This window comes from Alteromonas sp. KUL17, from assembly GCF_006538305.1.
Lineage (GTDB): Bacteria > Pseudomonadota > Gammaproteobacteria > Enterobacterales > Alteromonadaceae > Alteromonas > Alteromonas macleodii.
The window spans coordinates 35278-58989 of record NZ_BJKJ01000025.1 but is presented as its reverse complement, the minus strand read 5'-3'; the positions used below and the strand labels follow the sequence as shown (position 1 = coordinate 58989).

The 23712-nt window shown below is 42.2% G+C and carries 12 protein-coding genes, 1 tRNA gene and 4 pseudogenes; 11 read left to right on the top strand and 6 right to left on the bottom strand.

What is annotated here, in order from left to right; translation table 11 throughout:
• Nucleotides 1-536 precede the first annotated feature (536 nt).
• The 3 genes and pseudogenes from KUL49_RS17360 to xylB form a co-directional block, all read right to left on the bottom strand.
• Nucleotides 537-612: transfer RNA gene (locus KUL49_RS17360), tRNA-Phe, on the bottom strand.
• A gap of 145 nt (nucleotides 613-757) precedes the next feature.
• Nucleotides 758-2077, bottom strand: coding sequence for a xylose isomerase (xylA, locus tag KUL49_RS17355; RefSeq protein WP_131138090.1), 1320 nt, complete (start codon nucleotides 2075-2077; stop codon nucleotides 758-760).
• A 71-nt stretch (nucleotides 2078-2148) separates the two neighbouring features.
• Nucleotides 2149-3608: pseudogene (xylB, locus tag KUL49_RS17350) on the bottom strand (xylulokinase).
• Nucleotides 3609-3779: 171 nt separating this feature from the next.
• On the opposite strand from xylB, the gene KUL49_RS17345 reads away from it, so the two are divergent.
• From KUL49_RS17345 to KUL49_RS21335, 5 genes and pseudogenes are all read left to right on the top strand, one after another.
• Nucleotides 3780-4994, top strand: a complete 1215-nt coding sequence (locus KUL49_RS17345; protein ID WP_131138089.1) for a DNA-binding transcriptional regulator — start codon at nucleotides 3780-3782, stop codon at nucleotides 4992-4994.
• A gap of 29 nt (nucleotides 4995-5023) precedes the next feature.
• The gene (locus KUL49_RS17340; protein WP_181412777.1) at nucleotides 5024-6442 is read left to right on the top strand and encodes a sugar porter family MFS transporter; all 1419 of its coding nucleotides are present in this window, start codon (nucleotides 5024-5026) and stop codon (nucleotides 6440-6442) included.
• Between the two features lie 279 nt (nucleotides 6443-6721).
• Nucleotides 6722-9580, top strand: coding sequence for an alpha-L-rhamnosidase (locus tag KUL49_RS17335; RefSeq protein ID WP_131138088.1), 2859 nt, complete (start codon nucleotides 6722-6724; stop codon nucleotides 9578-9580).
• Nucleotides 9581-10069: 489 nt separating this feature from the next.
• Complete coding sequence (locus tag KUL49_RS17330; protein WP_131138087.1) at nucleotides 10070-10729, top strand: DUF5694 domain-containing protein; 660 nt, start codon at nucleotides 10070-10072, stop codon at nucleotides 10727-10729.
• A 316-nt stretch (nucleotides 10730-11045) separates the two neighbouring features.
• A pseudogene (locus KUL49_RS21335) lies at nucleotides 11046-11475 on the top strand (ISNCY family transposase); the annotation flags it as partial.
• Between the two features lie 305 nt (nucleotides 11476-11780).
• Here the strand turns inward: KUL49_RS21335 and KUL49_RS17320 are convergent.
• Nucleotides 11781-14591, bottom strand: a complete 2811-nt coding sequence (locus tag KUL49_RS17320) for a TonB-dependent receptor (RefSeq protein ID WP_242633881.1) — start codon at nucleotides 14589-14591, stop codon at nucleotides 11781-11783.
• 1031 nt (nucleotides 14592-15622) lie between these two features.
• On the opposite strand from KUL49_RS17320, the gene KUL49_RS21330 reads away from it, so the two are divergent.
• From KUL49_RS21330 to KUL49_RS21310, 6 genes and pseudogenes are all read left to right on the top strand, one after another.
• Complete coding sequence (locus KUL49_RS21330) at nucleotides 15623-16012, top strand: hypothetical protein (RefSeq protein WP_242633880.1); 390 nt, start codon at nucleotides 15623-15625, stop codon at nucleotides 16010-16012.
• 12 nt (nucleotides 16013-16024) lie between these two features.
• Nucleotides 16025-16348 (top strand): annotated as a pseudogene (locus KUL49_RS21470) (beta-galactosidase); the annotation flags it as partial.
• Between the two features lie 45 nt (nucleotides 16349-16393).
• Nucleotides 16394-16525, top strand: a pseudogene (locus tag KUL49_RS21325) (hypothetical protein); the annotation flags it as partial.
• Between the two features lie 18 nt (nucleotides 16526-16543).
• On the top strand, nucleotides 16544-17404 hold the full coding sequence (locus tag KUL49_RS21320; RefSeq protein ID WP_258312673.1) for a glycoside hydrolase family 2 TIM barrel-domain containing protein: 861 nt from the start codon (nucleotides 16544-16546) through the stop codon (nucleotides 17402-17404).
• Nucleotides 17405-17533: 129 nt separating this feature from the next.
• Nucleotides 17534-18244, top strand: a complete 711-nt coding sequence (locus KUL49_RS21315) for a DUF4982 domain-containing protein (protein ID WP_242633878.1) — start codon at nucleotides 17534-17536, stop codon at nucleotides 18242-18244.
• Nucleotides 18245-18331: 87 nt separating this feature from the next.
• Complete coding sequence (locus tag KUL49_RS21310; protein ID WP_242633877.1) at nucleotides 18332-18730, top strand: hypothetical protein; 399 nt, start codon at nucleotides 18332-18334, stop codon at nucleotides 18728-18730.
• Nucleotides 18731-18753: 23 nt separating this feature from the next.
• Here the strand turns inward: KUL49_RS21310 and KUL49_RS17310 are convergent, their stop codons facing one another.
• On the bottom strand, nucleotides 18754-19245 hold the full coding sequence (locus tag KUL49_RS17310) for a hypothetical protein (protein ID WP_131138086.1): 492 nt from the start codon (nucleotides 19243-19245) through the stop codon (nucleotides 18754-18756).
• A gap of 1101 nt (nucleotides 19246-20346) precedes the next feature.
• A complete protein-coding gene (locus tag KUL49_RS17305; RefSeq protein ID WP_131138085.1) occupies nucleotides 20347-23415 on the bottom strand; it encodes a TonB-dependent receptor in 3069 nt (1022 codons plus the stop codon).
• Nucleotides 23416-23712: the final 297 nt, after the last annotated feature.

The following is a 23712-nucleotide window of genomic DNA, read 5'->3' as shown; positions in this document are numbered from 1 at the left end:
TCTCTAGCATCGTTTTTCCTGTAGTTTCGACGGAAACATTTTATTCAAATTTTAACAATGTAAGAACGAAAAAGTTTAGCGAAAAAAAATCTACATATTGACAGACGGTAGGTGCGCTAGTGCATGTGTAGTTTTTCTAAAAATAATGAAGGAATTGGATAACGTTATCCACATCGGTGAACATCCACATATGAGTACTATCTATACAGACCAGATTAGTATTCGTACAAAAAACAATATGAAGGTAAACATTCCATATAGAGCATTGACGCTGTTGGAAGCCTCACAACCTGAAAATTTAGAACCAGATATTAAGTATGAAGGAAATTTTGCAGACCAGGAGCAACTAAAAACGTGGTTCAAGCATGTTATTCAAGAACCGTGACATATACTTCAAATAAATGGCCTTGAAGCCACTAATCATTCTCTAAATGCTATTGTGAAAGGTACAAGGTAAAAGAATTATATGATTCTGTTCTATGGAAATTTTTTAAGGACAAAAAAACCTGAACAAAAATGTTCAGGTTTTCTGTAAATGGTGCCTCGACCCGGGATCGAACCAAAGACACGCGGATTTTCAACCCGCAGCTCTATCAACTGAGCTATCTAGGCACATAAAGTGTGCTATTTAAGCTTGATAAAAACTTTGCGAGCTTTAACAAAGTGCCTGCAAGCTTTTAACCTATTGTTTTTAAAATTTTTATTGTAAGTGGGCAGAAGTGTTTGCCCTTTTTAACTTGTAGCTGGGTTTAAAACATTATCTGTATATAACCTGATTCACTATGTTTTCTAGCCCTTCTTGCTTTCCAGATACTGGTTTAGGGTCTAAAGATTTGACTTTCGCGTGCTCAGCTAAAGACTCTAGCGACATATTACCGTCTAAGATTTCTCTGCCGAACACAGAATTCCATTCTGCATAGCGACTCTTAACTTTACTATCCAACACACCGTTAGATAACAATTCGTAAGCTTTCTTCAAACCAAGCGCACAGGTGTCCATGCCACCAATATGACCCAAGAAAAGATCTTCAGCATCAAGGCTTTGACGTCTTAATTTAGTATCGAAATTGAATCCGCCTGACGTGTAACCGCCGTTCTTCAGAATTTCATAACAAATAAGTGTCATTTCTTCTACTGAATTAGGAAACTGATCGGTATCCCAACCAAGCTGCGGATCACCACGGTTTGCATCAATTGAGCCGAAAATATCAAGCGCGAATGCCGTAGCCACTTCATGATGGAAGGAGTGGCCAGACAAGGTCGCGTGGTTGGCTTCAATATTTACAGCGAACTCTTTTTCTAAACCAAACTCTTTCAAGAAGCCATAGACCGTTGCTGTATCATAATCATATTGATGCTTTGTGGGTTCTTGAGGCTTTGGCTCAATCAACAATAGTCCATCAAAACCAATTTTGTGCTTGTGCTCAACAACCATATTCATAAAGCGACCAAATTGTTGACGCTCGCGCTTCAAGTCCGTGTTTAAAAGCGTTTCATAACCTTCACGGCCACCCCACAAGACGTAGTTTGCACCGCCAAGGGCTTTGGTCGCATTCATCGCATGGTAAACTTGAGTTGCAGCCCGAGTGAAGATTTCTGGATTTGGGTTCGTTGCCGCGCCAGACATATAGCGAGGATGGCTAAATACGTTAGCAGTTCCCCACAGGAGTTTCATACCAGTTTCTTCTTGTTTACGGGCTAAAACTTCTGTCATCTCCCCAAAATTGCGAATGTAATCTTGGATAGAATCACCTTCTGGTGCTACGTCAATATCGTGAAAACAATAAAATGGCGCACCCAACTTTTCGAAAAATGAAAACGCTACATCGGCTTTTTGTTTGGCTCTCTCCATGGGATCACCCGCTGCAAGCCAAGGTCTATTAAACGTGCCGCCTCCAAATACATCTGCGCCATCCCAACAGAAGTTATGCCAGTAGCACACTGCAAAGCGAAGGTGCTCTTCCATTGTTTTACCACCAATCACCTCTTGGGGGTCGTAGTGCTTGAACGAAAGTGGGTTCGTTGAATCTGGCCCTTCATATTGTATGGAGGGAATGCTTTCAAAATAATTGCTCATAGGATTTCCTTTATAGTCCGCACTATATTGATGCGTAACAGTCACTTAAAGTTTTTAACTCTAACCCAACATTACGAGTAGAATGTTTCGACTGCGTAGTACAGTTCTCTGAACTTCTGCCGTTTATTGAGGTAGTTGTCATGAATTTTTTTGTTTGGTGTGTATGTCGCCTCTAGCTTCGGCTTAAAGCATATGTCTGAAAGGTCGGCGTTAGGATTGGCAGCTAATTGAGCCAGCCGAGCTGCTCCAAGAGCCGGTCCAACATCCCCGCCTTCTCTGTACTCCAGTTCGTAACCGCTGATATCGCTAAGGAGCTGACGCCAAAAAGTGCTTCTTGCTCCTCCACCTATAAGGCTTATTGATTTTGCAGTGACACCACTTTGATGTACCGCATCAATGCCGTCAGCAAGCGCCATCGAAACCCCTTCTATGACAGCTCGTGCCATATGGACTCGCTCAGTCGATGCCGACACGCCAAAAAATGCAGCCTTAGCTGAAGGGTTATTATGAGGTGTTCTTTCGCCCGTTAGGTATGGGAGAAAAACAGGTGTTTGTGTGTCATGGTGGCTTGTATTTGTCTGCACGTCATCAATCATGCTGCCAACATCGGTGTAGCCACTTTGCTTTGCGTACCAATCTAGGCAGCTTGCCGCGCTGAGCATAACCGACATCATATGCCAACGGTCATGGATAGCGTGGCAGAAACTGTGAACAGCCTGAGCTGTATTTACGGTGAATCGATCAGTTACTGCGAAATAAACTCCTGATGTTCCAAGCGATAACATTGCGTGACCAGGCTCATGAATTCCACACCCAATCGCACCGGCCGCATTATCACCGGCACCACCAGCAATAGCGACATTCTGCATTCCCCAGCGTGTCTGTAGTGAGTCTTTTAAATGCCCTGTAATACTGCTGCCCTCGTAGAGAGAAGGCATGTTGTCGACGCTCAAGCCGCAAGCTTTTAATAGTTCTTCATCCCAACTTCGAGACTCGGTATTCAGCCAAACAGTGCCGGCGGCATCCGACATATCTGATCCAAACTCGCCAGTTAGCTGATACCTCAAAAAGTCTTTAGGAAGCAGAACCTTGTCTATTTTAGAAAAGATTCCTGGCTCATTTTTTTTACCCAAAGAATTTTGGGGGCAGTAAAGCCTGCCATTATGAGGTTTCCGGTACGGATAGATGAGTCTGGCACTAAGCGAGTTATCTCTTCGCACTCGTCGCTACTTCGACCGTCGTTCCACAATATTGCGGGTCTTAAAACGCCCCCTTCGCTGTCCAACAGCGTCGCACCATGCATTTGACCGCTCAAGCCGATTGCTTTGACGGTAGATAAATTGTTCTTATCACTCAATTCATCAAGACAGTCACAGGTGGCCTGCCACCAGTCGTTAGGATCCTGCTCCGACCAAAGAGGATGCGGCATAGATATGCCAAGGGGACGGCTCACTGACTGAACAACCGCTCCGGCTTCGTTGGTTAACACAGTTTTCACACCAGAGGTGCCTAAATCTATTCCTATATACATCGACGTTTCTCATAAAATAAGCGCTGATGTACGAATGTTGATTACTAAAAGCGTTTATATCAATTACGAAATTTTGTAATCGTTTTGTTAATTAAGACATCCTGGTTTAGTATCAATAAACAAATAATCATAATAAAAGTTACGTAATCTGTTTATACGTAGGAAGCTAACATGTTCGAAAAAGCGCACAGTATTACGCTACTTCTGAATGCGAGTAAGATATTCGACAGACAAATTATCGAGGGAATTGGTCAGTACCTCCAAACATCAGATGCAGACTGGGATTTGTATTTAGAAGAAGATTTTTTGACTCGGTTAGAGCATTTAGATGAATGGCGCGGTGACGGCATAATTGCCGACTTCGATAACCCTGCGATAGAGCGCGCTTTGGCAAGTACATCTGTACCAGTTGTTGGCGTAGGGGGCTCTTATCAAGACAAAAGCAAATACCCCGATGTGCCATATGTTGCAACGGATAACTTTGCGCTCGTAGAAGCCGCAGTTGAACACTTACGCCAAAAAGGTATTGAAAGGTTTGCTTTCTACGGTAGCCCAATCAGCCAAGAGCAGCGGTGGGCACAAGAACGCGAACAAGCAATGCTCTCACTAACTAGGCAATATGGATACGAGTGTTATGTTTATCGGGGTCATGCGGTGAGAGCCGAAACTTGGCAATATTCTCAAAAAAGACTTACCGATTGGCTCAAAAGTTTACCAGCACCCACTGGCATTGTAGCCGTCACTGATTCTCGTGCTAGGCATCTACTTCAAGCATGTGACCATTTGGACCTGCTCATTCCAGAGCGATTTGCGGTCATTGGAATCGACGACGATGAACTCACACGATTTTTGAGCCGAGTTAGTTTGTCATCTGTTAGACAAGGTTGTCTCGAAATGGGCTTCCAGGCTGCGAAGCTACTTCACAAGCAATTGAAAGGGCAAGCACCTAAAATCACTCAGTTACTCGTCCCTCCCGTTACCGTAGCAGAAAGGCAGTCAACAGAGTTTAAAGCCATCAAAGACCCTCTTGTAATGCAAGCTTCGCATTTTATAAGAATGAATGCCTGTAAGGGTATAAAAGTTGACCAAGTGCTGGACCACGTAGGCATTTCAAGGTCTAACTTAGAGGCCCGTTTTAAAGAAGAGCGGGGCCATAGTATTCACACCGAAATACACAACGAAAAATTAAACAGAGCATGCAGAATGTTAAAAGAGACTGACGCGCACAGTAGCGAAATAGCAAAGCGCTGTGGCTATCCTTCTGTTCAATATATGTATGCGCTTTTTCGTAAACACTTTGATCAAACTCCTGTTGAGTACCGCCAAGCAGCGCAACCTGGTTATTTAGAAAGTGAATCAGAAAGCTCGGTTATCAACATCTCCTAAATTAGGACTATAGCAATAGAGAAAACAATATGGACACAACGTTAACCAATGATATTTCCAGTGAATCGACAAACTCTGGGTTTATTCTCTTCATAACCATTGTAGCGACGATAGGAGGATTTCTTTTTGGATTCGACAGTGGCGTGATAAATGGCACTGTTGATGGGCTGCAAACCGCTTTCAATTCTCAAAGTGTAGGGACTGGTTTTAATGTATCCAGTATGCTTTTAGGTTGTGCCGTAGGTGCTTTCTTTGCTGGACGCTTAGCTGATCAATACGGCCGCAAGTCTCTACTGCTTGTTGCCGCTATTTTCTTTTTAATAAGTGCATGGGGGTCAGGTGTTGCAACAAGTAGTGTCGAGTTTGTTCTTTACCGAGTTATCGGTGGTCTCGCTGTAGGCGCCGCTTCTGTAATGGCGCCCGCGTACATCGCAGAAGTTTCACCAGCAAAATACAGAGGTATGCTCGCCTCAATACAGCAAATAGCCATTATTGGCGGGCTTTTTTCAGCTTTTCTGAGTAATTATTTTCTTGCTGATATCGCTTCCGGCTCTACTCAAAAACTTTGGTTGGATTTTGAAGCTTGGCGCTGGATGTTCTGGATGGAGATAGTGCCAGCGTCACTTTTTTTCATAATGCTTCTTTTCATTCCTGAGAGCCCACGTTTTTTAGTAGTCAAACAGAAAACTGGGGAGGCAAGCTCGGTACTAAGCAAGCTTTACGGCTCTCACGCTCAGAATAAACTCACGGAAATAGAGGCATCATTATCAGACGATCATAAGCCTCAGTTAAAGGACTTAATCGATAAAAACTCAGGGAAGCTGAAATCTATAGTATGGATTGGCATTGGTCTAGCTGCACTTCAGCAACTTGTGGGTATAAATGTCGTTTTTTACTATGGAGCTGTACTATGGCAAGCAGTAGGTTTTTCTGAGTCTGACGCGTTATTAATAAACGTTATAAGTGGGGCTATTAGCATAGCGGCATGTATTGTCGCCCTCGCAGTGATCGACAAAGTGGGCCGTAAACCGCTATTAAAGTGGGGTTCGATTGGCATGACAGTTACGCTTGCCGTGGTCGCCATTGCCTTCTTAAATGCTGAGCAGTCTGTTGATGGGAAGTTATCTCTAAACGAATGGGGCCCACTAGCCTTGATTGCAGCGAACCTTTACGTTTTCTGCTTTAACTTCTCGTGGGGGCCGGTAATGTGGGTGATGTTGGGAGAGATGTTTCCAAATCAGATAAGAGGTTCAGGCCTTGCTGTTAGTGGCTTAGTTCAGTGGTCAACAAACTTTCTAATAACTTGGTCATTCCCGATGTTGCTTGCCGGTATAGGGCTCGCGGGTGCTTATGGCCTTTATGCGCTTTTCTCACTGCTGTCGATTATATTTGTCATACGTTATGTCTATGAAACCAGAGGTGTAGAACTTGAAGATATGAAGGGGTAGTTACCTGTCCTAGAAAATTAGGGTTCTGCATAAGTAGGTGTCTTGAAGAATGCATACTGACGCCTACCCTATTTCCTTATTTAAGTAGAGCTTGTAACACCGCAAAAGAATTTCATTGGTAGCTCTCAAGTCTATAGTTACGTCAAAGCCCTTAAACATTACATGTGCTCTTTTGCTAAGACTAACTTTGAAAAAAACTATGAATCTTGGGTATCAATCTACGAGAAGGTTACCTATTTATCATGAACCTTTAAATCGGTATAAGAAGAGCAAAATTACATGTTAAGACACCTTACGTTTGTCCCCTTTTTACTTATCTTGGTTGCTTGTTCCTTTGCAGAACCTGATTTAAGTTCTAGCGAAGTTCAACACAATGAACAACCACAACCTGATAACTTACTGGTTGGGAGTAATATCCGCCCGCTTAACGTTCACAACGAAACTCCCAGGCTATCTTGGCATTCTAATGTTAAAGCACAAGAGGCTTTCCAAATACAAGTCGCTACTAGTCAGGACAAACTAGTTTCTGGCTTGGCAGATCTTTGGGATAGCGAGAAAGTCATATCTAGTATTTCTGTTAACGTTCCCTATCAAGGCACAACGCTAGAGACAAATAGCAAAGCCGTTTGGAGAGTTCGAGTCTGGTCAAAAGACGCCGAAAAGCCAAGCCGTTGGAGTACACCCTCTACTTGGGAAATGGGCTTACTTAACAAATCCGACTGGCGTGCAAAGTGGTTGCAAGTCAAACAGCGTGATATCGCACAAGTAACAAAAAATCGAATGGACTGGATAGAATATGCAGCCAATGTTCATCCAAATATCACAGAAAAACTAACAGAGACCGCTTTTAACAAACAACTAGGCATTGTTAAACAATTAAAACAGCAGCCTACTGCCAGCTTATTTCGTCACTCATTTACTACAGAAACTGGCAAAAAAATCGCGGGAGCAAAACTTCACAGCACAGCTGGTGGGTACTATGAAATATTCTTAAACGGACAGAAGGTTGATGATCGACTTGCTGACCCGGGTCAAACTGATTTTGATAAGCGTATTTTATATAACACTGATGAAGTCAGCGATTTACTATTAAACGGTCAGAATACTATCGCCGTCCATCTTGGGAGCGGCTGGTATGACGAGAACATTGCCTTTAGCAAATGGTCTAACCCAGACACAGCCAAGGATAAGAGAAATCAGAAAACCTTATCCTATGGACAGCCGAATTTCATAGCCCAGTTAGAACTTATTTATGAAGATGGAAGCAGTCAAATTGTAGCGTCAAATGAAAGCTGGATATCACACCCGTCACCTATTTTAAAAGAAGGGCTTTTTTCTGGAGAGCTTTACGATGCCAATGAAGCTGTTGAAGCATGGAACGTAAATACATCTGCAAATAATCTAGTTAACTGGCAACCGGTTGAAGCCTTGGATGAATGGCCTACTGAATCATTAGAACCACAGCTTCTGCCGCCGATAAGAGCAGTAAAAAAATTAGAACCTATTAAGCTTTATCAACCGCGAAAGAATGTATGGGTTTTCGACTTTGGACAAAACTTCACTGGTATACCAACATTAAACCTAAAAGCTCTAAATTTAAAACCAGGGCAAGCTGTCCATATGCGCTACGGAGAATGGGCAGACATAGACGGTAATTTAAGCCAAAAGTCTGGGGGAGGTGCACCACTTCTAAAACAGGTTGATACCTATATAGCTTCTGGAGAAGACGCGCAATTTTGGAGCCCGGTTTTTACTTGGCATGGTTTTCGTTATCTAGAATTAACAGGCATAGACTTTGAGCCAGATTTGAACGCCGTACACGGACATCTAGTTCGAAGCGACGTTGAAATTGCTGGGCAATTTAAAAGCTCTAGTAAATTACTAAATAAAATTCATGACATGGCGCTATGGAGTTACGAAGGAAATTTAATGGCGCTACCGATGGACTGCCCAATAAGAGAGCGAGCTGGGTGGACAGGTGATGCACATGCAGCGCTGATTACTGGTAACTACAATTACGACATGCAAAACCTCTGGGAAAAATATTTAGGCGACTTCGAGACATCAAGTCACATCGCACCGGCAGTCGTACCTGGCAAACGCTCACATGGCGAAAAGTACGATTGGGCTGTAGCTGAAGTCATTATTGCTTGGGAGAATTATCGCCATCATGGTGATATCCAAGTAATCGCCGAACAGTACGAGAGTATGGTGGAATACATGGACGCTGCGGAGACACAACTAACCGATAACCTTCTGCGCGATGGCTATGGTGACTGGTGTGATCCAGTTCGAGTACCCGGGATGACGCGCAAGCGCTGTAATCCTGAATATACTTTACCAACGATGACGACATCTGGCTTTTTGGCACATGGTGCGGAATTAATGGCTAAAATGTCTACGCTTCTGAACAAACCGGAAAAAGCTAAACACTATAGTGCCTTATTCGAAAGGATCGCCACGCAATATCACAAAGAATTTTATAACACAGAAACCGGGCATTATGGGAGTCAAACTGCTGATGCCATGGCACTAAGATTCGGTATTACCCCTATACACTTAAGGTCTTCTGTTGCCGAAGCACTGAATAAAGATGTTGTAGAAAACTGGAATGGTCACGGCTCTATTGGCGCATTGGGTCAAACTTATGTATATCGCGCACTGAGTGATTACGGTTACGGCGATACTGCTTTTGGTATATTTACGGCTCAGGGCTATCCAGGTTACCAGTGGCAATTCGATAATCTAAAAGCAACAACCCTATGGGAGCGCAAAGGCGTATGGGATCCAACTAAAGACCCTGAAGGTAGAAACCCGCCGAGCCGTTCATTAAACCACCCTTTTCACAGTGGGTATGACGGTTGGTTTTATGAGGGTTTAGGCGGTATTCGACCTCTCGGCGACAATCCAGGATACCAGCATTTCGAACTATCACCTGTGTTCCCTAAAGACCTAGAATGGGTCGAAGCAAGTTATAAGACAGGCTATGGGAAAATTGTGAGCAATTGGCAACGCCATGGAAATACTATCTATTGGCAGCTCGAGGTGCCGAACAATTCCTCAGCCAAGGTTTCATTGCAGGGTAAACCAAGCCGTATATATGGAGCAGGGCAACATTCAATAACGATTGAGATGTAAGAATATAAGTAACTAGTCCTATAACAAACTGGCACTTATTTGGGCTAAAATGCCCGATTTTAATCATCGGGCGTTTCATATTTTAGAGCCGTAGTGGTCCGTTGAAGACAAGAAGCGGACAAAAAGATTATTGATCAGCTATTTCAGCTTTGTGACAAGCAGATGTTTAAGGGACAGTTAGGCAACCTTTTTGAAAAAGCAGTACCTTTTATGACTAGTTACATTTTTAGTATTGCGTGAGTTAACCCAGTATATAGAATCCCGTTATCACTACTTAAACGGTAATTCAGATGTTTTACAGATTTATCATAGCTATTTCGTTGCTACTAACTTCTACGTTGGGTTTTGGGCAAACACCCAATAAGGCAAGGGAGGCTATAAAGGTAGTAACTTTAGGTACATTCCATTCAGTTTCCTAACCTTGATGTCGTGAAAGTCGAAGACGACGAGAAAATTGATGTGTTATCTAGCGAGTACCAAAAGCAACTCGTGGCTATCGCAGAGCAAATTAAGACCTTTAGTCCTACACATATTGTTGTTGAGCATAAGTTTGCAGAGCAAAAAAAGTTCACTGAGGATTACGAGGCCTATTTATCTAAAAGAAATGCAAAACTTAAACAATTTCCCCGAAATGAGGTTTATCAACTCGGGTTTCGGCTCGCCGAAAAGCTTGGACATAGTTCAATATTTGCTGTTGATACATGGGGACGAATGTATTCCACAGTTGACCAAGTACTTATTGATAAGGTTAAAGTTGCTGAGTTCGGTAAGTATTATAAAAGTAATCCAGATACTGAGCTTAGGTATAGCTCAGGAAAACCATTGTACAAGTCACAAGGTATTGCAGCCGAATTACTTCGGCTGAACAGCGAAAAAAATATCAAAAAATCACTTGGCAACTATTTAATTGGGCACTTTAAATTTGAAACTGAAGAAAATGAATACTTTGGTGCAGACTTTGAAACTGGCCGTTGGTTCAGTAGAAACCTTCGGATTTTTCGAAATATCCAACGGGTTCTAGCCAAGCCTGGCGATAGAATTTTGATGATTTTTGGCTCAGGTCATATGAACCTTTTGAACGTATTCTTTGATGCTTGCCCCGAGTATGAGCGCGAGCACATAGGAAACTATTTAAATACCTCCAAATAAGTATCAGGGACTTTTTTAAACGGTTGATAACTCTCTGTATGCAGGTTTTATAGTTGAGTAAATCACTCGAAAGATGGAAGCAATGTACAACTCGGTCGGACAGCAAATATTTCAGAATGTCCACTGTTCGTTGAATTGTCGGTAATAGCAATTTCTGTTTGACCAACCCACTTCTGCACAAAACTGCATGGTCGGCAAAGTAATACTTTAATTACCACGCGATTCTGTCGTAGTCGCTAGTTACCAAGGGAAATTGACGGTTATCTTTAACCGTGTTCTTTGAATGTTTTGTTTATGCATTTGAGGAACGCTAAGGATGATTGTGTTGAATTCCATAGCTCAATTGACAGTTGATGTCATCGCGAAAGTGGCAGAGTGTAAATTTACTATAGCTAATGCCATTAAGCTCCTCAATAAGTCTAGATGTACTGTTGTACGTTATTTACAGCGTTGCCGAAGCCAAGGGTTACAGTTCTTTGTTCACGGAAATACAGGCAACGCCAGTTAATAAAACGCCTGACCGGCTTAAGCAGCAAGTTCAGTCGCTAATTCGCAAGAAATACTATGACCTGAACTTGTTGCACCTCACTGAGATGCTTGAGACTCACGAACGACATTGTCAGCGCTAGACGCTGTGCTAGTGGACACATGATATCCATCATGTAAAACGGGCGAAGCGCAGGCGTGTTCACAAACGCAGAGAGCGAATGGAAGCACCTGGATTAATGTTAGAAATGGACGGCAGTTGAGTATGTGAAACAGGTGCATAGTATGAAAAGTCTCATCGAAAGAGTGGCGCTAGTTCAGGGGAAAGGTCAGTAACAATATCGTTGTAATGTATAGGGAAGGTGAAGTTTCGGAATTCAGTGGAGAATGCAAATAACCTTTTTAATGAGCAACTCAATAAAGGTTAAAGTGCGTCAATACCGTTGTAAGCTCAGTTTTATCGGTTGTGGAAATACAGAAGAATCAGCGAGAGATAGGCTTTGCTTTATTAATGAACTTAAAGATTAATGGCAGGGGTTCCCCCTGCCAAAACATCAACCAATCCTTAGAATGAGCCTCGGATACCTAGTGAGTAGCGAGCTCCGTTGTCTTCGATTGAGTAGATTTGGTTAGGGAAGCGTCCAATTTGCGTTAACTCTTCTTCAGTCACGTTAATTCCTTCAATAAATACAGTTAAATTTTCACTTATGTCGTAACTTGCACTTACGTCCCACTGACCGTATGTTTTTGTAGTAACCGGCTCGCCTGTTTTGCCGCCAACAGAAGTGTTATCTAGCGCAAATAGGAACGACTCACGGTTATTAAACGCAATACGTGCCTGGAACGCGTCGCGCTCATAGAACACAATAAGATTTTGCGAGTCGCCAAGCCCGGCTAACGCAAATGTACGGCTAGTATCAGCTGATATTTCTGCGTCACTATTTACTATTGTAGCATTGGCGGTTATACCGAATCCGTTGTCCCACACGTGGGTAACAGCCGCTTCGTAGCCGTTAACCTTTGCAGTTTCGCCGTTTTGCGGACGAGTAACAGTGTAAACTTCACTAGCGCCGTTAAGTTCGTTTGTATCTGCCACTACATCGCGATTAGGCTCTTCTGGGTCAAGTGATATACCTGGTGCACAATCGGCAGCAGCACAGCGATAATCATTTGGAAGACGATTGGTCATTGCGTACGTTTCATCTGCAGAAAGTGTAACGATGAAGTCTTCTACTTCTTTGCTAAATAGTGCAAATGAAAATATTGAGTCATCGCTATAGTACCACTCGAACGATAAGTCCCAGTTGTCTGCGCTAAAAGGCTTAAGATCTGGGTTGCCACCACTAGCCTGTAAATTCTGACGACGGGGCGAATTGAACGTAGTCGCTGGAGACAGTTGAGACATGGTAGGACGTGATAATGAATCGTACCGAGAGAAACGTACAATCATGTCTTCTTGTATCTCTAACTTAACGTTTAAGCTAGGTAAAAGGTTGGCGTAAGAAGATGATTCCGTAATGTTTTCGGCCGGTGCAAATACATTGGTATACAATGTTAGGTCACTTGTTGGCACAATATCGGCGATTAGCGCTTGTACTGCTGAAACTGAAAGATTTGTTTCCTCGTAACGGGCGCCGAAGTTCATCGTTAATGGCATATCTCCAATGTCGTAACCTAATTCGAAGTTAGCATAAATCGCTGTTACGTCTTCTTCAATGTTGTAATAGTTTGGCTGAAGGGTAGGTTCTAGTGGCGCTCCTTGTGAAGCAAGGTAGTCTAGGTAAGCGTCACCGTCATATGTATACCAAGTATCAATTAAACCACTTAAAAAATTCTTCGCAGTAAAGGGGCGGATATTTAACTCATCAATTGGCGCCTCTGTGCCATACCCACAAAATGCACACTGAGCAGCAAATTCTTGAAATACATACTTTTCACGCTCCGAACGTAAAAAACCGAAATCAACTTTACGAAAAACGTCAGAATCAGCTAGGTACGTGAAATCTGCTTTATATTCTGTGACTTCATCTTGAGATGCGAATATATTACCTAGGTCGTTGCCGTGAAGACGGTTAAGAGAAACATCTGGAAGAGAGCCATTTTCAAAACCGTTGTGAATTACAGTAGGTATGTTACCTCTACCGTCAAATTCGTAGCTGTTGATGATACCCACAACGTTATTTCGACCTTTGCCTGCAACATCATTTTCAGCATCTGACGTTGAAACGTCGAACTTTGCTGAAATTGTATCGGTTATGTTCCAATCTACATTTAAACCAAAGCCTTTGTTAGTAACGTCGCGTATACCACGGGTTGACGATATAAAGTCAGAAGCTGGATTACCACTACCTTCGTGAACGTCAATTCCTTGCGTAAACTGCAGAGCAGTACCGAAATCAGAAATTGTTGCAGAACTGACGCGATCTGCCTCAAACCAAGACGCTAAAGCGGATAGCTGAGAATCAATTTCAAACTTAGACACAAAACCGTCTAGCGTGATAGTTACATCGTCTGTAGGAGCAAACTGCGCTACAAGGGACGCATTAGTACGAGTTCTGTCTTGTTGGTCTACAGTTTGATTCCAATTACGTGGAAGATACACATTCGTAGCCAATACCCCGTCGTTTCTGTTCGACAATGTCAAACCTGGTCGCCAACCCGCGGTGCCGATACGGTTGACTTGAACTTGACGTTCTTGGTGAGATACCGCCAATAATAAACCAATTTTGTCCTCAGCAAACGTATTACTCGCTAGGAATGATGCCTGTGGAGATGTTTCTTCCGAAAGTGTCTCGTAAACCCCCTTCACACTACCTACAGCTTGAAAACCGTCATAGTCAAAAGGACGGGCTGTCGAAACATTGATGGTAGAGCCTATACCCCCTGATTGGAGGTTTGCAACACCGCTTTTATAGATGCTAGCGCCAGTAATTTGATCCGCTGCTAATACGTCGAAGTTGAATGCACGGCCTGCGTCGTCAGTAGCTAATTGGCGACCATTTACAAGTACAGTATTAAACTGTGGCCCAAAACCACGTACCGTTATTTTTTGTCCCTCTCCACCGTTACGGTCAATTGAAACACCCGTGATACGTTGCAAAGACTCTGCTACGTTCAGATCAGGGAATTTGCCTAAATCTTCCGCTGCTATTCCATCTGAAACGGCCAAATTTTCTTTTTTGTCAGACATTGCTCTTTTCAAGCTGCTTACAATGCCTCGAATCTCAATTACTTCTACAGATGCATCGTTTACGCTCTGCTGTTCAAAATCTTGTGAAAATGCATCAGACGTATTTAAGGCAGAAGCAATAGCGGCAACTAATATTGAGCGCTTCGCAATAGAACCTAAATGTGTTGTGTTAATTTGATGTGTCAATGTCCTGTCTCCTTGTAATGACTATATTTAAAAGTTTATGAGCTTTAACTTATAAATGATCGATATTGACTGTATTCGTTACCACCCTCTCAGCTACAGCGTGACAAAAAAAACCCAGCCAAAAACCACAATACATTGATATTAATAATCTTTTAAATTACCTTAAAAAGGTTAAACGTTTACCTTAAACAAAACACTAACACAAATCAATCATTGTTAACGACCTTTTTTAACAATTTATTAATTTTCATATGATCATAACTGACTGATATAGACTGATTGTGCTCATACATGGATGAGCAACGCCTACCAATTGATAGTGTGGAAAGGAACATGAAGACTCGGAAAGAAGTGTTCGGATGTCAATTGCAACGAACAGGGCTGTTTAAGATCGGAGCTATGGGGATACTTGCAAGCTCCCTTACTGTAACACGCAACCCATTTTAGAGGGTTTTTAGAAAAGGATTTTTATGACGATAGAAATACACTCAACGCAAGAATCTTTAACCCTCCGTGATTTCTTATCGATATTTCATCGACAGATAGATTTTTTCGATGCTGAGCGAGCACGATATTTTCAATCGATATTTAAGACGTACCGCGAATACCTACAAGACTTTGAGTCACTTAAAGTTGGTAGACGAGGGAAGCGATTTCGCTTGATTTTGTATTACTGGTATTACGCGGAGCCTTTACTACGACGGGCCAATTTCGCCCTTTAAATAAGCTTTGGCTGCTCAGGAACAAAACTAGACGTTTTTAAATTGTGGTTTTAAGGAAAAAGTAACTTGAGACGCACAATATTTCATATGGTGACAATCATAACAAAAGCATTATCCCGTCGTAAGGGATGTGTGTTAACGACGATTTAAGCGGTATGCACTGTATATATCGATTAGTTTCGATATTTCAAAGAAGCAATGTATACCTCGGAGGCTAGTTACAAGGCTACAGCTCTGAAGCCAACCAAATAAGTGTGTATATACTGCAATAAATTCAGAATTGAGTTTTACTAAAAAAGGGATACAAAAATGTTTCACATTGTTTTAAATAGCAATCAACTCAAGCGCCTTTTATTTGTGTTTATTGCTTTTTTTAGTACGCTGCTGTCAAGCAATGTTTATGCGGAAAACGAAGTTAGGCAGTATTTAAACTACAATGAGGATTGGTTGTTCAAGCTTGATGATAACGTCATCTATAAAGATGAAACCATAAATGATAGCGGCTGGAAAAAACTAGATGTCCCTCACGACTACATATTCGAAGAGCGCGTACACAAAGCTGGATCACAGGGTCAATCAGGCGGTTATCACGGCGGAGGAACCGCTTGGTACCGGAAGCACTTTGTTTACAATGATGATTGGCACAACAAACAAGCCTGGCTTCAGTTCGAAGGCGTATACATGAATAGCGAAGTGTAAGTTAATGGAGAATATCTTGGCAAAAGGCCTTATGGCTATATCAGTTTTCAATATGAGTTAAGCAAGTATCTTAAGCAAGGCGATAATGTTATTAGCTTGCGTGTTGACAACGAACTTCAGCCATCCACTAGATGGTATCATCCTGGCGGGATCTTTGCTCCAGTCAAGCTAGCTATTCTCAACCCAATTCATATCAAACACAATTCACTATTTATCCACACCCCAAAGATAGGTCAAAAGACGAGGGTAGAGGTTAGCTTTAACTTAAATAGTAGCGCTAAAAATACTGACGGTCTATCACTTCGCTACACCGTTTACGACCATGATCGTAATTAGGTATTCACAGAGCTCTCCCCGCTTGAAAAAGCAGCCACAAAAGTCAACGGCAAAACCGATTTCTCATTTTCTTTTGAGTTACCCAACGCGCGGCGCTGGAACCCACATGACGCTTACCTATACAGCCTAGATGTTGCGCTTTTGAAGAACAACAACGTTCTCGATTCTCAAGCTACGAAATTTGGAGTTCCAGATATAGAGTGGAAGACGGACACGGGATTTTGGATAAATGGTCAAAATGTCAAGATTCAGGGGGTAGCAGAACACTTTGAGGGCGGGCCCGTGGTGGGCGCTTGGACAAAACCCTTACTAAGATGGAAACTTAACCTTTTAAGAGAAATGGGGGTTAACACTATTCGAACAGGCCACAACCCCTACCCCACTATGTTTTACGAACTCTGTGATGAACTTGGTTTAATGGTAATGGATGAAGTGTTTGATGGGTGGAAGCAAAAAGCCAAGCATGATTACGGTCGTTATTATTTCAATGAATGGTGGGAAAGAGATTTAACGGAATGGGTTACACGCAACCGAAACCACCCTTCAATAGTTATTTATAGCGTAGGAAACGAAACTCATGGCGACATCGTCACGCAGTTAGCTGGTGAAATCAAGAAACACGACGCAATGCGCCTGGTCACTTCGGGTTCAACAAATACAGAAGGCCTCGATGTAGTAGGAATCAACGGCGGCTCAGAAAATGAAAGCTTTTTTGACCAACGCTTTGATCGCCCCTTTGTCTCTACTGAAGCACCTCACACCTGGCAAACACGTGGATACCATCGCACTCAGACTTGGTGGCGTGACGGACCTAAACACGACACTTTCGAGTTGCCTGATATTACAGAAAAAGAGATTTTCTTCTACGAATGGAGAGACCCTAAAGACTGGACGAACCAAAAACAACATCTTAATTCCTCATACGATAACCCGACAGTTCGTATCAGTGCCCCCAAAAATTGGGAGTTAGCAAGAGACTTACCCCACCATGCTGGGCACTTTCGCTGGACTGGCTTTGACTACCACGGCGAGGCTGGGTTGACACACGGAGGGTAGCCTTACATCGCCTTTATGGGAGGCGCACTGGACCTGGCAGGTTTCAAGAAAGATCTCTTCCATTTTTATCGAAGTCAGTGGCTAGATGAACCCTCACTTCATATTTTACCTAGTTGGACACATCCCACTATGAAAGAAGGCACACTAATTCTAGTATGGGTTTATTCTAACCTTGATGAGGTCGAGTTGTTTCTAAACGGTAAATCACTTGGTCGCGATAGGCCTGGTAAGCAAGCACAAGAGATGCAAGCAGAGTGGTTTGTTCCATGGCAAGCGGGATCAATAAAAGCCGTTGGTTATAGAGATGGCAAAAAGGTATTGGAGAAAGTGGTTACAACGGCGAACTCTCCTGATGGGTTAAAACACACTATTGACACCTATTCTGCCGAAAATGGTTTTAGAACGGCAAAAGTCATAACCACTGAAACGGTCGATGATAAAGATACTTTCTATCCATATGGTAGCCATAAGATTTATTATCATTTTAGCGATGGGTTAAAATTAAAAGCACTTGAAAATGGCTCTCCTTATGAACACACAAATCGTGATAAATCCAATTATCGACACTTATTTATGGGAAAAAATCGCGCATTCGTTGAAGTTAAATATCCAGATGCCCATGAATTCGTAACGATAGGTGCAATAGTTGGTGACGAAGCGTTACGACTATCAAATAAAGTTGCGATTGATGTACAGACAATTGCAATTACCAACCCAACGAACCTCTCGTCGCAGCATGTAGAGGTTCTTTATAGTATAAATAGTGCCGATAAAGGCAAAATGAATCCTTACCTTTGCCTTTTTCGGTCAACGAAGGGGATACGGTGTATGCCAAAGTAATTATAAATGGCAGGCTTGTAATGCAGATGGCACAAAAGTTTGGGCCAGGAGTGGGCCTGTTTTTGGGGCGATGAGAACTCTGCTAATATGTGGATCGGACGTGGTCTATCCTTACAAGGCGAAGGTGCGGAATATGAACGAGGTGCTGCAGCAGTGCGAGGAACCCACGGCGTTCATGGTGGTGGTTATGGAACATTCAATGAAAAAGAAGGTACCATGTATTGGTATCACGAAAACGATGGCGCCGAAGGCGTATACACTGCAGTTTTCCGCTATACACATAATGACAAGAGGTCTAAAGGTCCCCTAGCTATATACGTAAATGATAAAAAAGTAGCTACGGTTGAATTTAGGCCAACCGGAAGTTGGGACAGTAAATGGGATGAACAAGCAGTGAGCTTTACTCTTGTTAAAGGCGCAAATCACATAGAATTTAGAACGATGGGTGAAAGCGGCCCTAACATGGACCAGTTTACACTTAAGTAAACTGGTCTCGTTGTAATTGCAAACTAAGTTCCAATGCTGGTTTGTAAATTGCTCTTTCTATGGTTATTCAAAGAATATTGATTTGAAAGTAACTTTCTCATCTCTTTTAATGCTTCATTTTTTGCTTTCTCAAAATTGTTGATAAATTCCTCAGGTGTGTGACCATCAGTTGATCGAGTTAATATTCGGTGCGAGCTAGTAGGTGAGTCAAGAACTTTCTTATCCAAATCTTCAGTTAACAAAACTCTTAATTGGTGGTACTGATTCTTAACCTCTCTGATTTGATCTCTGTAAGCGTTCCATTGTTTTGCTTCGCGGAGATGCTGACCTCCCAGCGACAATTCTAATAATCTAGAGTAGATCTCGATTTTTGCATGTGCCTGTTTTTCGAAAATACCGCCATAAGAAACTTGAAATCTTGTATTTTGGGTTGCCAACTCTGCTTTATAATAATTAATATCTTTTGTTAGGAGTTGATTAATTATTGAACGAAACAAAAAGCCTAGAACAGCCAAGAGAATAGCATTCGAACCAACGGTTATTAGAACAAAACCTAAAACTTCCTGTGTCCTTTTTTCTCCTAAAAGCTTATAACTGAGACTTTATAGTAACGGCGTTTCCCCTGAAAAACATAATCTGTGTTTCATAGGAAAGCATTTCCAACTGTCTGCTATACGTCAAGGCCGCCGCTCAAACAATGAGGTACAAATAGCAGAAAAGTGCGTATGCCAGAGGGTCAAGATGCATTTGACCTTGTCATGGGTTAACACCAAGGTTTGTTACTTAACTGGATTACATGCTCATATCTAAAGCATTGCGTTTCGTGTCGCCATCGGACAGGGCAACCTAATACTTTCAATTTATGCTGATATCGTGAGGGACAAGCTGGGAGGTATCTCTTTTGAAGTCTGGTTTTGTTTCATCCGACGCTAAATCCAAACCACGTTGCTTCTCTAAACTAGAGAGAAATTCATCTTGAGTTTTACCTCAAATCTCTAACTTCTTTTCCACCAGCAACGCTTTAATTGACACATTCTGTTGCCGATGCGATATCGTGAGTTGTAAATATGCCGAAGTGACCGTCTTTAATGGCTTTTTGTAGTCTAGTAGTGACCTTTAATGCGAGGTTCATACACACTTTTTCTCTACATAGGCGAAAATATGTATACATAAAGATTTTTGGTAATTCACAACCGTCTTATGAAATTGCTATTTTTATACAAGGCTTAGAAAGCAGTCGACAATAACCGAACTCAATGACTTACGAGGTGACAATTATTAAAAGAGTAGTACGTCTCTCGATTTCGTATCATTTAAAAGCTGGTCGTGTACTTGTGAAGAATTTTTCTGCAATGAGGTGAACAGACGGGACTTATTGTGGAGGCTCCCCCATAGATGGTAATTCAGTTTGACCTGATTCGCGGTACTGACCCAATTCACTTACGGTCCAAGTATCACAGCCAAACGAAATATGATTTACGTATTGTCAAAAATTGCCTAGCAACTTGAGCTTACGCAAGGGGCTGTCCGTTTTCTTCACTTGTTAAAACAAAAAATCTACCTCTATATGATCTAGAGGTAGATTCTATTCACTAGCTCAATGGTTTAAAAGGTGATTAAAGGTTTGCAGTAACCCCCAACACAATGCGTCTATCAGTTAACCCCTGTGCACAAAGTAACGCGTCTTCATTTACACACCACTCTGTTCGGTCCTCGCGAAGCAAGTTTATACCGTCTAGCCCAACAGTGAATGTGTCATTTATGTCATAGCTCACACTCATATTTAGCTGAGCCCTGTCATCAACTATTCGCGGCATATCAAAGCTTATCAAGTCGCCTGTTTTGAACGCTGAACGCCATGTGTACCTTGCTCTTACACTAAGATCGTACTTATCGTAGAACAATGTAATGTTGTAAGCATTTTGAGATAGGTCTTCCAACTCAATTCGTTCTTCTACGATATCGTCAGCTAATGTCGCTGTAGATTGATCAGCATCTGTACGCCCCAATAGTTTATTGAGCGCGTTTCCATCTCCTGTAGCTGGGCGGAATGTTTCAATACCTGCACCGGCTTCCTGATATGTATAGTTTGCGATTACCCCAAAACCAGAAGCCCATCCAAGCTCCTCTTCATATTCAGAAAGGTCATGTTGAAACGCGACTTCAATGCCAGTTTGAGTCTCTTCGTTTGGCAAGTTAATTGTCGTTTGAAGGGGAACACAAATTCCCGTACCAGGAACAGACGACCAAACATTCCTATCAGTAACAGTGGGATTAAATATACCGCCACCTTCGCATGGTGCGGTTATATCCCGCTCAATTTGACCATTCTCTCCAATAGGTTCTTCTGGATTATCGCGGACTGCGGCAAAAATATCCGTTCTTTCTTTGTGGAAGACACCTACGCTAATAAAACTTGAGTCAGAGAAGTAGTATTCGGCAGATAGATCGTAAGAAATAACTTCTTCTGGTGTCAAAGCTGGGTTACCCACTCTCACTGCGGCGCCGGCTCCTCCCGGAAAGTTAATTGATGTCGAAAGGTTATCGAAGTTGGGTCTTCGAATGTCTTTAGCAACACCAGCTCGAATTACTAAATCATCAATAACTTCAGACGCAATATTGAATCTTGGCAGATAATAGTCATAAGAAGCACTTTCTTCGCGCAGGCCAGTTACTTCACCATTCTCTATGTTGTTACCTACCGAAGTAATATCTGTACTAACGTAACGAACCCCAACATTTCCGCGAAATGTCATATCATTGATATAAAAGAAGTAGTCTCCTTGCAAATATAACGCTGTTGTCTCTTCTTCAATATCAAAAAATGAATCTAGCTGAAGCTCAGGTTGTGCCAATGACGGATATGGCTCTGATATATTTCCATTTGCAATTTGAGCAGCATTATTCTCAGCGATCGCGTTATTAATAGCAGTCAAAACTTGGTCTGGGTTATTAAATGATAAGTCACCGTCTACGGTAAGGTAGTCAGCAATGTACAAGCGTCTTCCATCAGCATCATTAAAGTTTGATGGACCAGCAGAAACAATATTTGAAAACAGATCCGCCCTAGGTCTGTAGAATGCAGAGTTAGGGTTAGAAAAGTTCGTCGAAGTGTTTATATCGTTACTTTCTGCCTTATTTTTATTCCATCTCAAACCTGCTTTAATGCCTGAAAAATACGGATTTAAATCGGAGATATCGTAATCTCCATCTAGTCTAAATGCTGTTTCGGAATTTTCTTGAGTACTTCTACCCACACCGACACCACGAAGCGCATAGTTAGCTGGATTTAACAAGTCTTGGCTCGAAGGGCCGAATTCAGCATTTTGAGCTATCCCGAATTGAAGCGTGCGACCCGAAGCATCAAACTCTACAGGTACACCATTATCGATACTCATCCCTTCGCTCGGTTGCGGGCCATTTGGATTTATAAAATCAAGCTCCGTATTCAATCGAGGAAAAACCGAATCCGAGCTCGAATAAGATACTTCACCTTTAAGAGCAAGGCGATCTAACAAAAGATCGAAACCGGTGGCGAATACATCACTGTCTGTAATACGTGAGCCTGTATTAACGCTAGTCCTTAGATTAGGATCGATATTATTGTTATTAGCATCAACACCTACACCCAGAGTTCCTGTTAAAACAGCTTGAACCTCACCCAGAACTAAAGGTCCATTTGGTCCATCAATTGTTCCTAAATCGATAGTTTCAAACGCTGTGTTATCGGTATTGTCCACGACAGCCGAGCCACCAGTGCCTGAAATGAATGCACGAGAGCTTTTTTGAGCCCGTTCTTGACGATTTACCGTTGCATCAAAGTATAACCTTAAATTATCCATCGGCTCGAACTCCAAAGACCCAGTGAAGTTCTTAGTTTCATATTCATACCGAGAAATGACTTGATCCAGAAACTGCGTTCTTAAAAATGGAAACGACTCTGCGCTAGCGCTACCAGAATCAGGAAGTACTTCCCTGTCTCTGTCGAAACGTGGGTCAAACGAAGCAACCTGTTGCTCTGCGTAGCTACCGGTGAGAACCAAACCGACTCGCCCATAATCGGTGTCAAAGCTATCTCCAAAGGTTGCAGATACTCGCGGCGAAGTAGCATCTGCCAAATCACTATTTTCCGCTTGAGCACGAATTGAAATCAGTTGCTCGTTTAAACTAAGGCCTCTAAGTGTACGTAAGTTTATCGTTCCACCTACAGAGCCCTCGACAGTTTCTGCGGTAGGCACTTTGATAACTTCTAGTGACGAAATCAGTGCTGCTGGTAAGTCGTCAAAACTAATTCCTGAGCGGCCATTACCACTTCCGACAGTTGATACTCCATTTATTTCGACTCGGTTCGCGTTCGTACCGCGTATTTGGACCCCAGTTCCCACGCCGGCAGTTCGATCGATCTGAACGCCTGTGACATTTTCTAAGACTTCTGCCAAGTTCTGATCCGGTAACTTACCAATATCTTCAGCTTGAATAACTTCTTTAATACTGTCGGCAGAGCGCTTTTCAGCCAATGCACTAGCTAGCGCGCTCCTTATTCCTCTAACCTCTATTACTTCGGTTTCTTGGTCTGCACTTGTTGATGTATCTGTATCCTGAGCGACAGCCTCTGCACAATAGCAAGCAATCGCAGATGAAATAGCTACAGCTAGCCTTAATTTCTTCGCACCGATTAACGCCATATACCCTCTCCATAAACAATCATTATCAATCACAACGAAGGCAAGATAGATCACAAGTTAACCAATATCAACATATTTGTTATATTTTCGTTAACATTAGAATTATTTTATAGGCAAGAGAGAATTAGATAAAACAACGCTATTTTAATAACTTAAAATAATAACAGTTAGTTTAATTCTATAAATCGCGCGCTAAATCCATTGCAAACCGACTCACAATAATGCAATATCACTCATTAACAATCACCCTATTGATTGAAAAGACAAATGAGTACGCTTGTAAACAATGTCCAAGCA

What these genes read in the sequence shown, in the direction of transcription:
- xylA (WP_131138090.1), bottom strand. Translation starts at nt 2,077, where the DNA reads ATGAGCAATTATTTTGAAAGCATTCCCTCCATACAATATGAAGGGCCA.
- KUL49_RS17345 (WP_131138089.1), top strand. Translation starts at nt 3,780, where the DNA reads ATGTTCGAAAAAGCGCACAGTATTACGCTACTTCTGAATGCGAGTAAG.
- KUL49_RS17340 (WP_181412777.1), top strand. Translation starts at nt 5,024, where the DNA reads ATGGACACAACGTTAACCAATGATATTTCCAGTGAATCGACAAACTCT.
- KUL49_RS17335 (WP_131138088.1), top strand. Translation starts at nt 6,722, where the DNA reads ATGTTAAGACACCTTACGTTTGTCCCCTTTTTACTTATCTTGGTTGCT.
- KUL49_RS21330 (WP_242633880.1), top strand. Translation starts at nt 15,623, where the DNA reads ATGTTTCACATTGTTTTAAATAGCAATCAACTCAAGCGCCTTTTATTT.
- KUL49_RS21315 (WP_242633878.1), top strand. Translation starts at nt 17,534, where the DNA reads ATGAAAGAAGGCACACTAATTCTAGTATGGGTTTATTCTAACCTTGAT.
- KUL49_RS21310 (WP_242633877.1), top strand. Translation starts at nt 18,332, where the DNA reads ATGTGGATCGGACGTGGTCTATCCTTACAAGGCGAAGGTGCGGAATAT.
- KUL49_RS17305 (WP_131138085.1), bottom strand. Translation starts at nt 23,415, where the DNA reads ATGGCGTTAATCGGTGCGAAGAAATTAAGGCTAGCTGTAGCTATTTCA.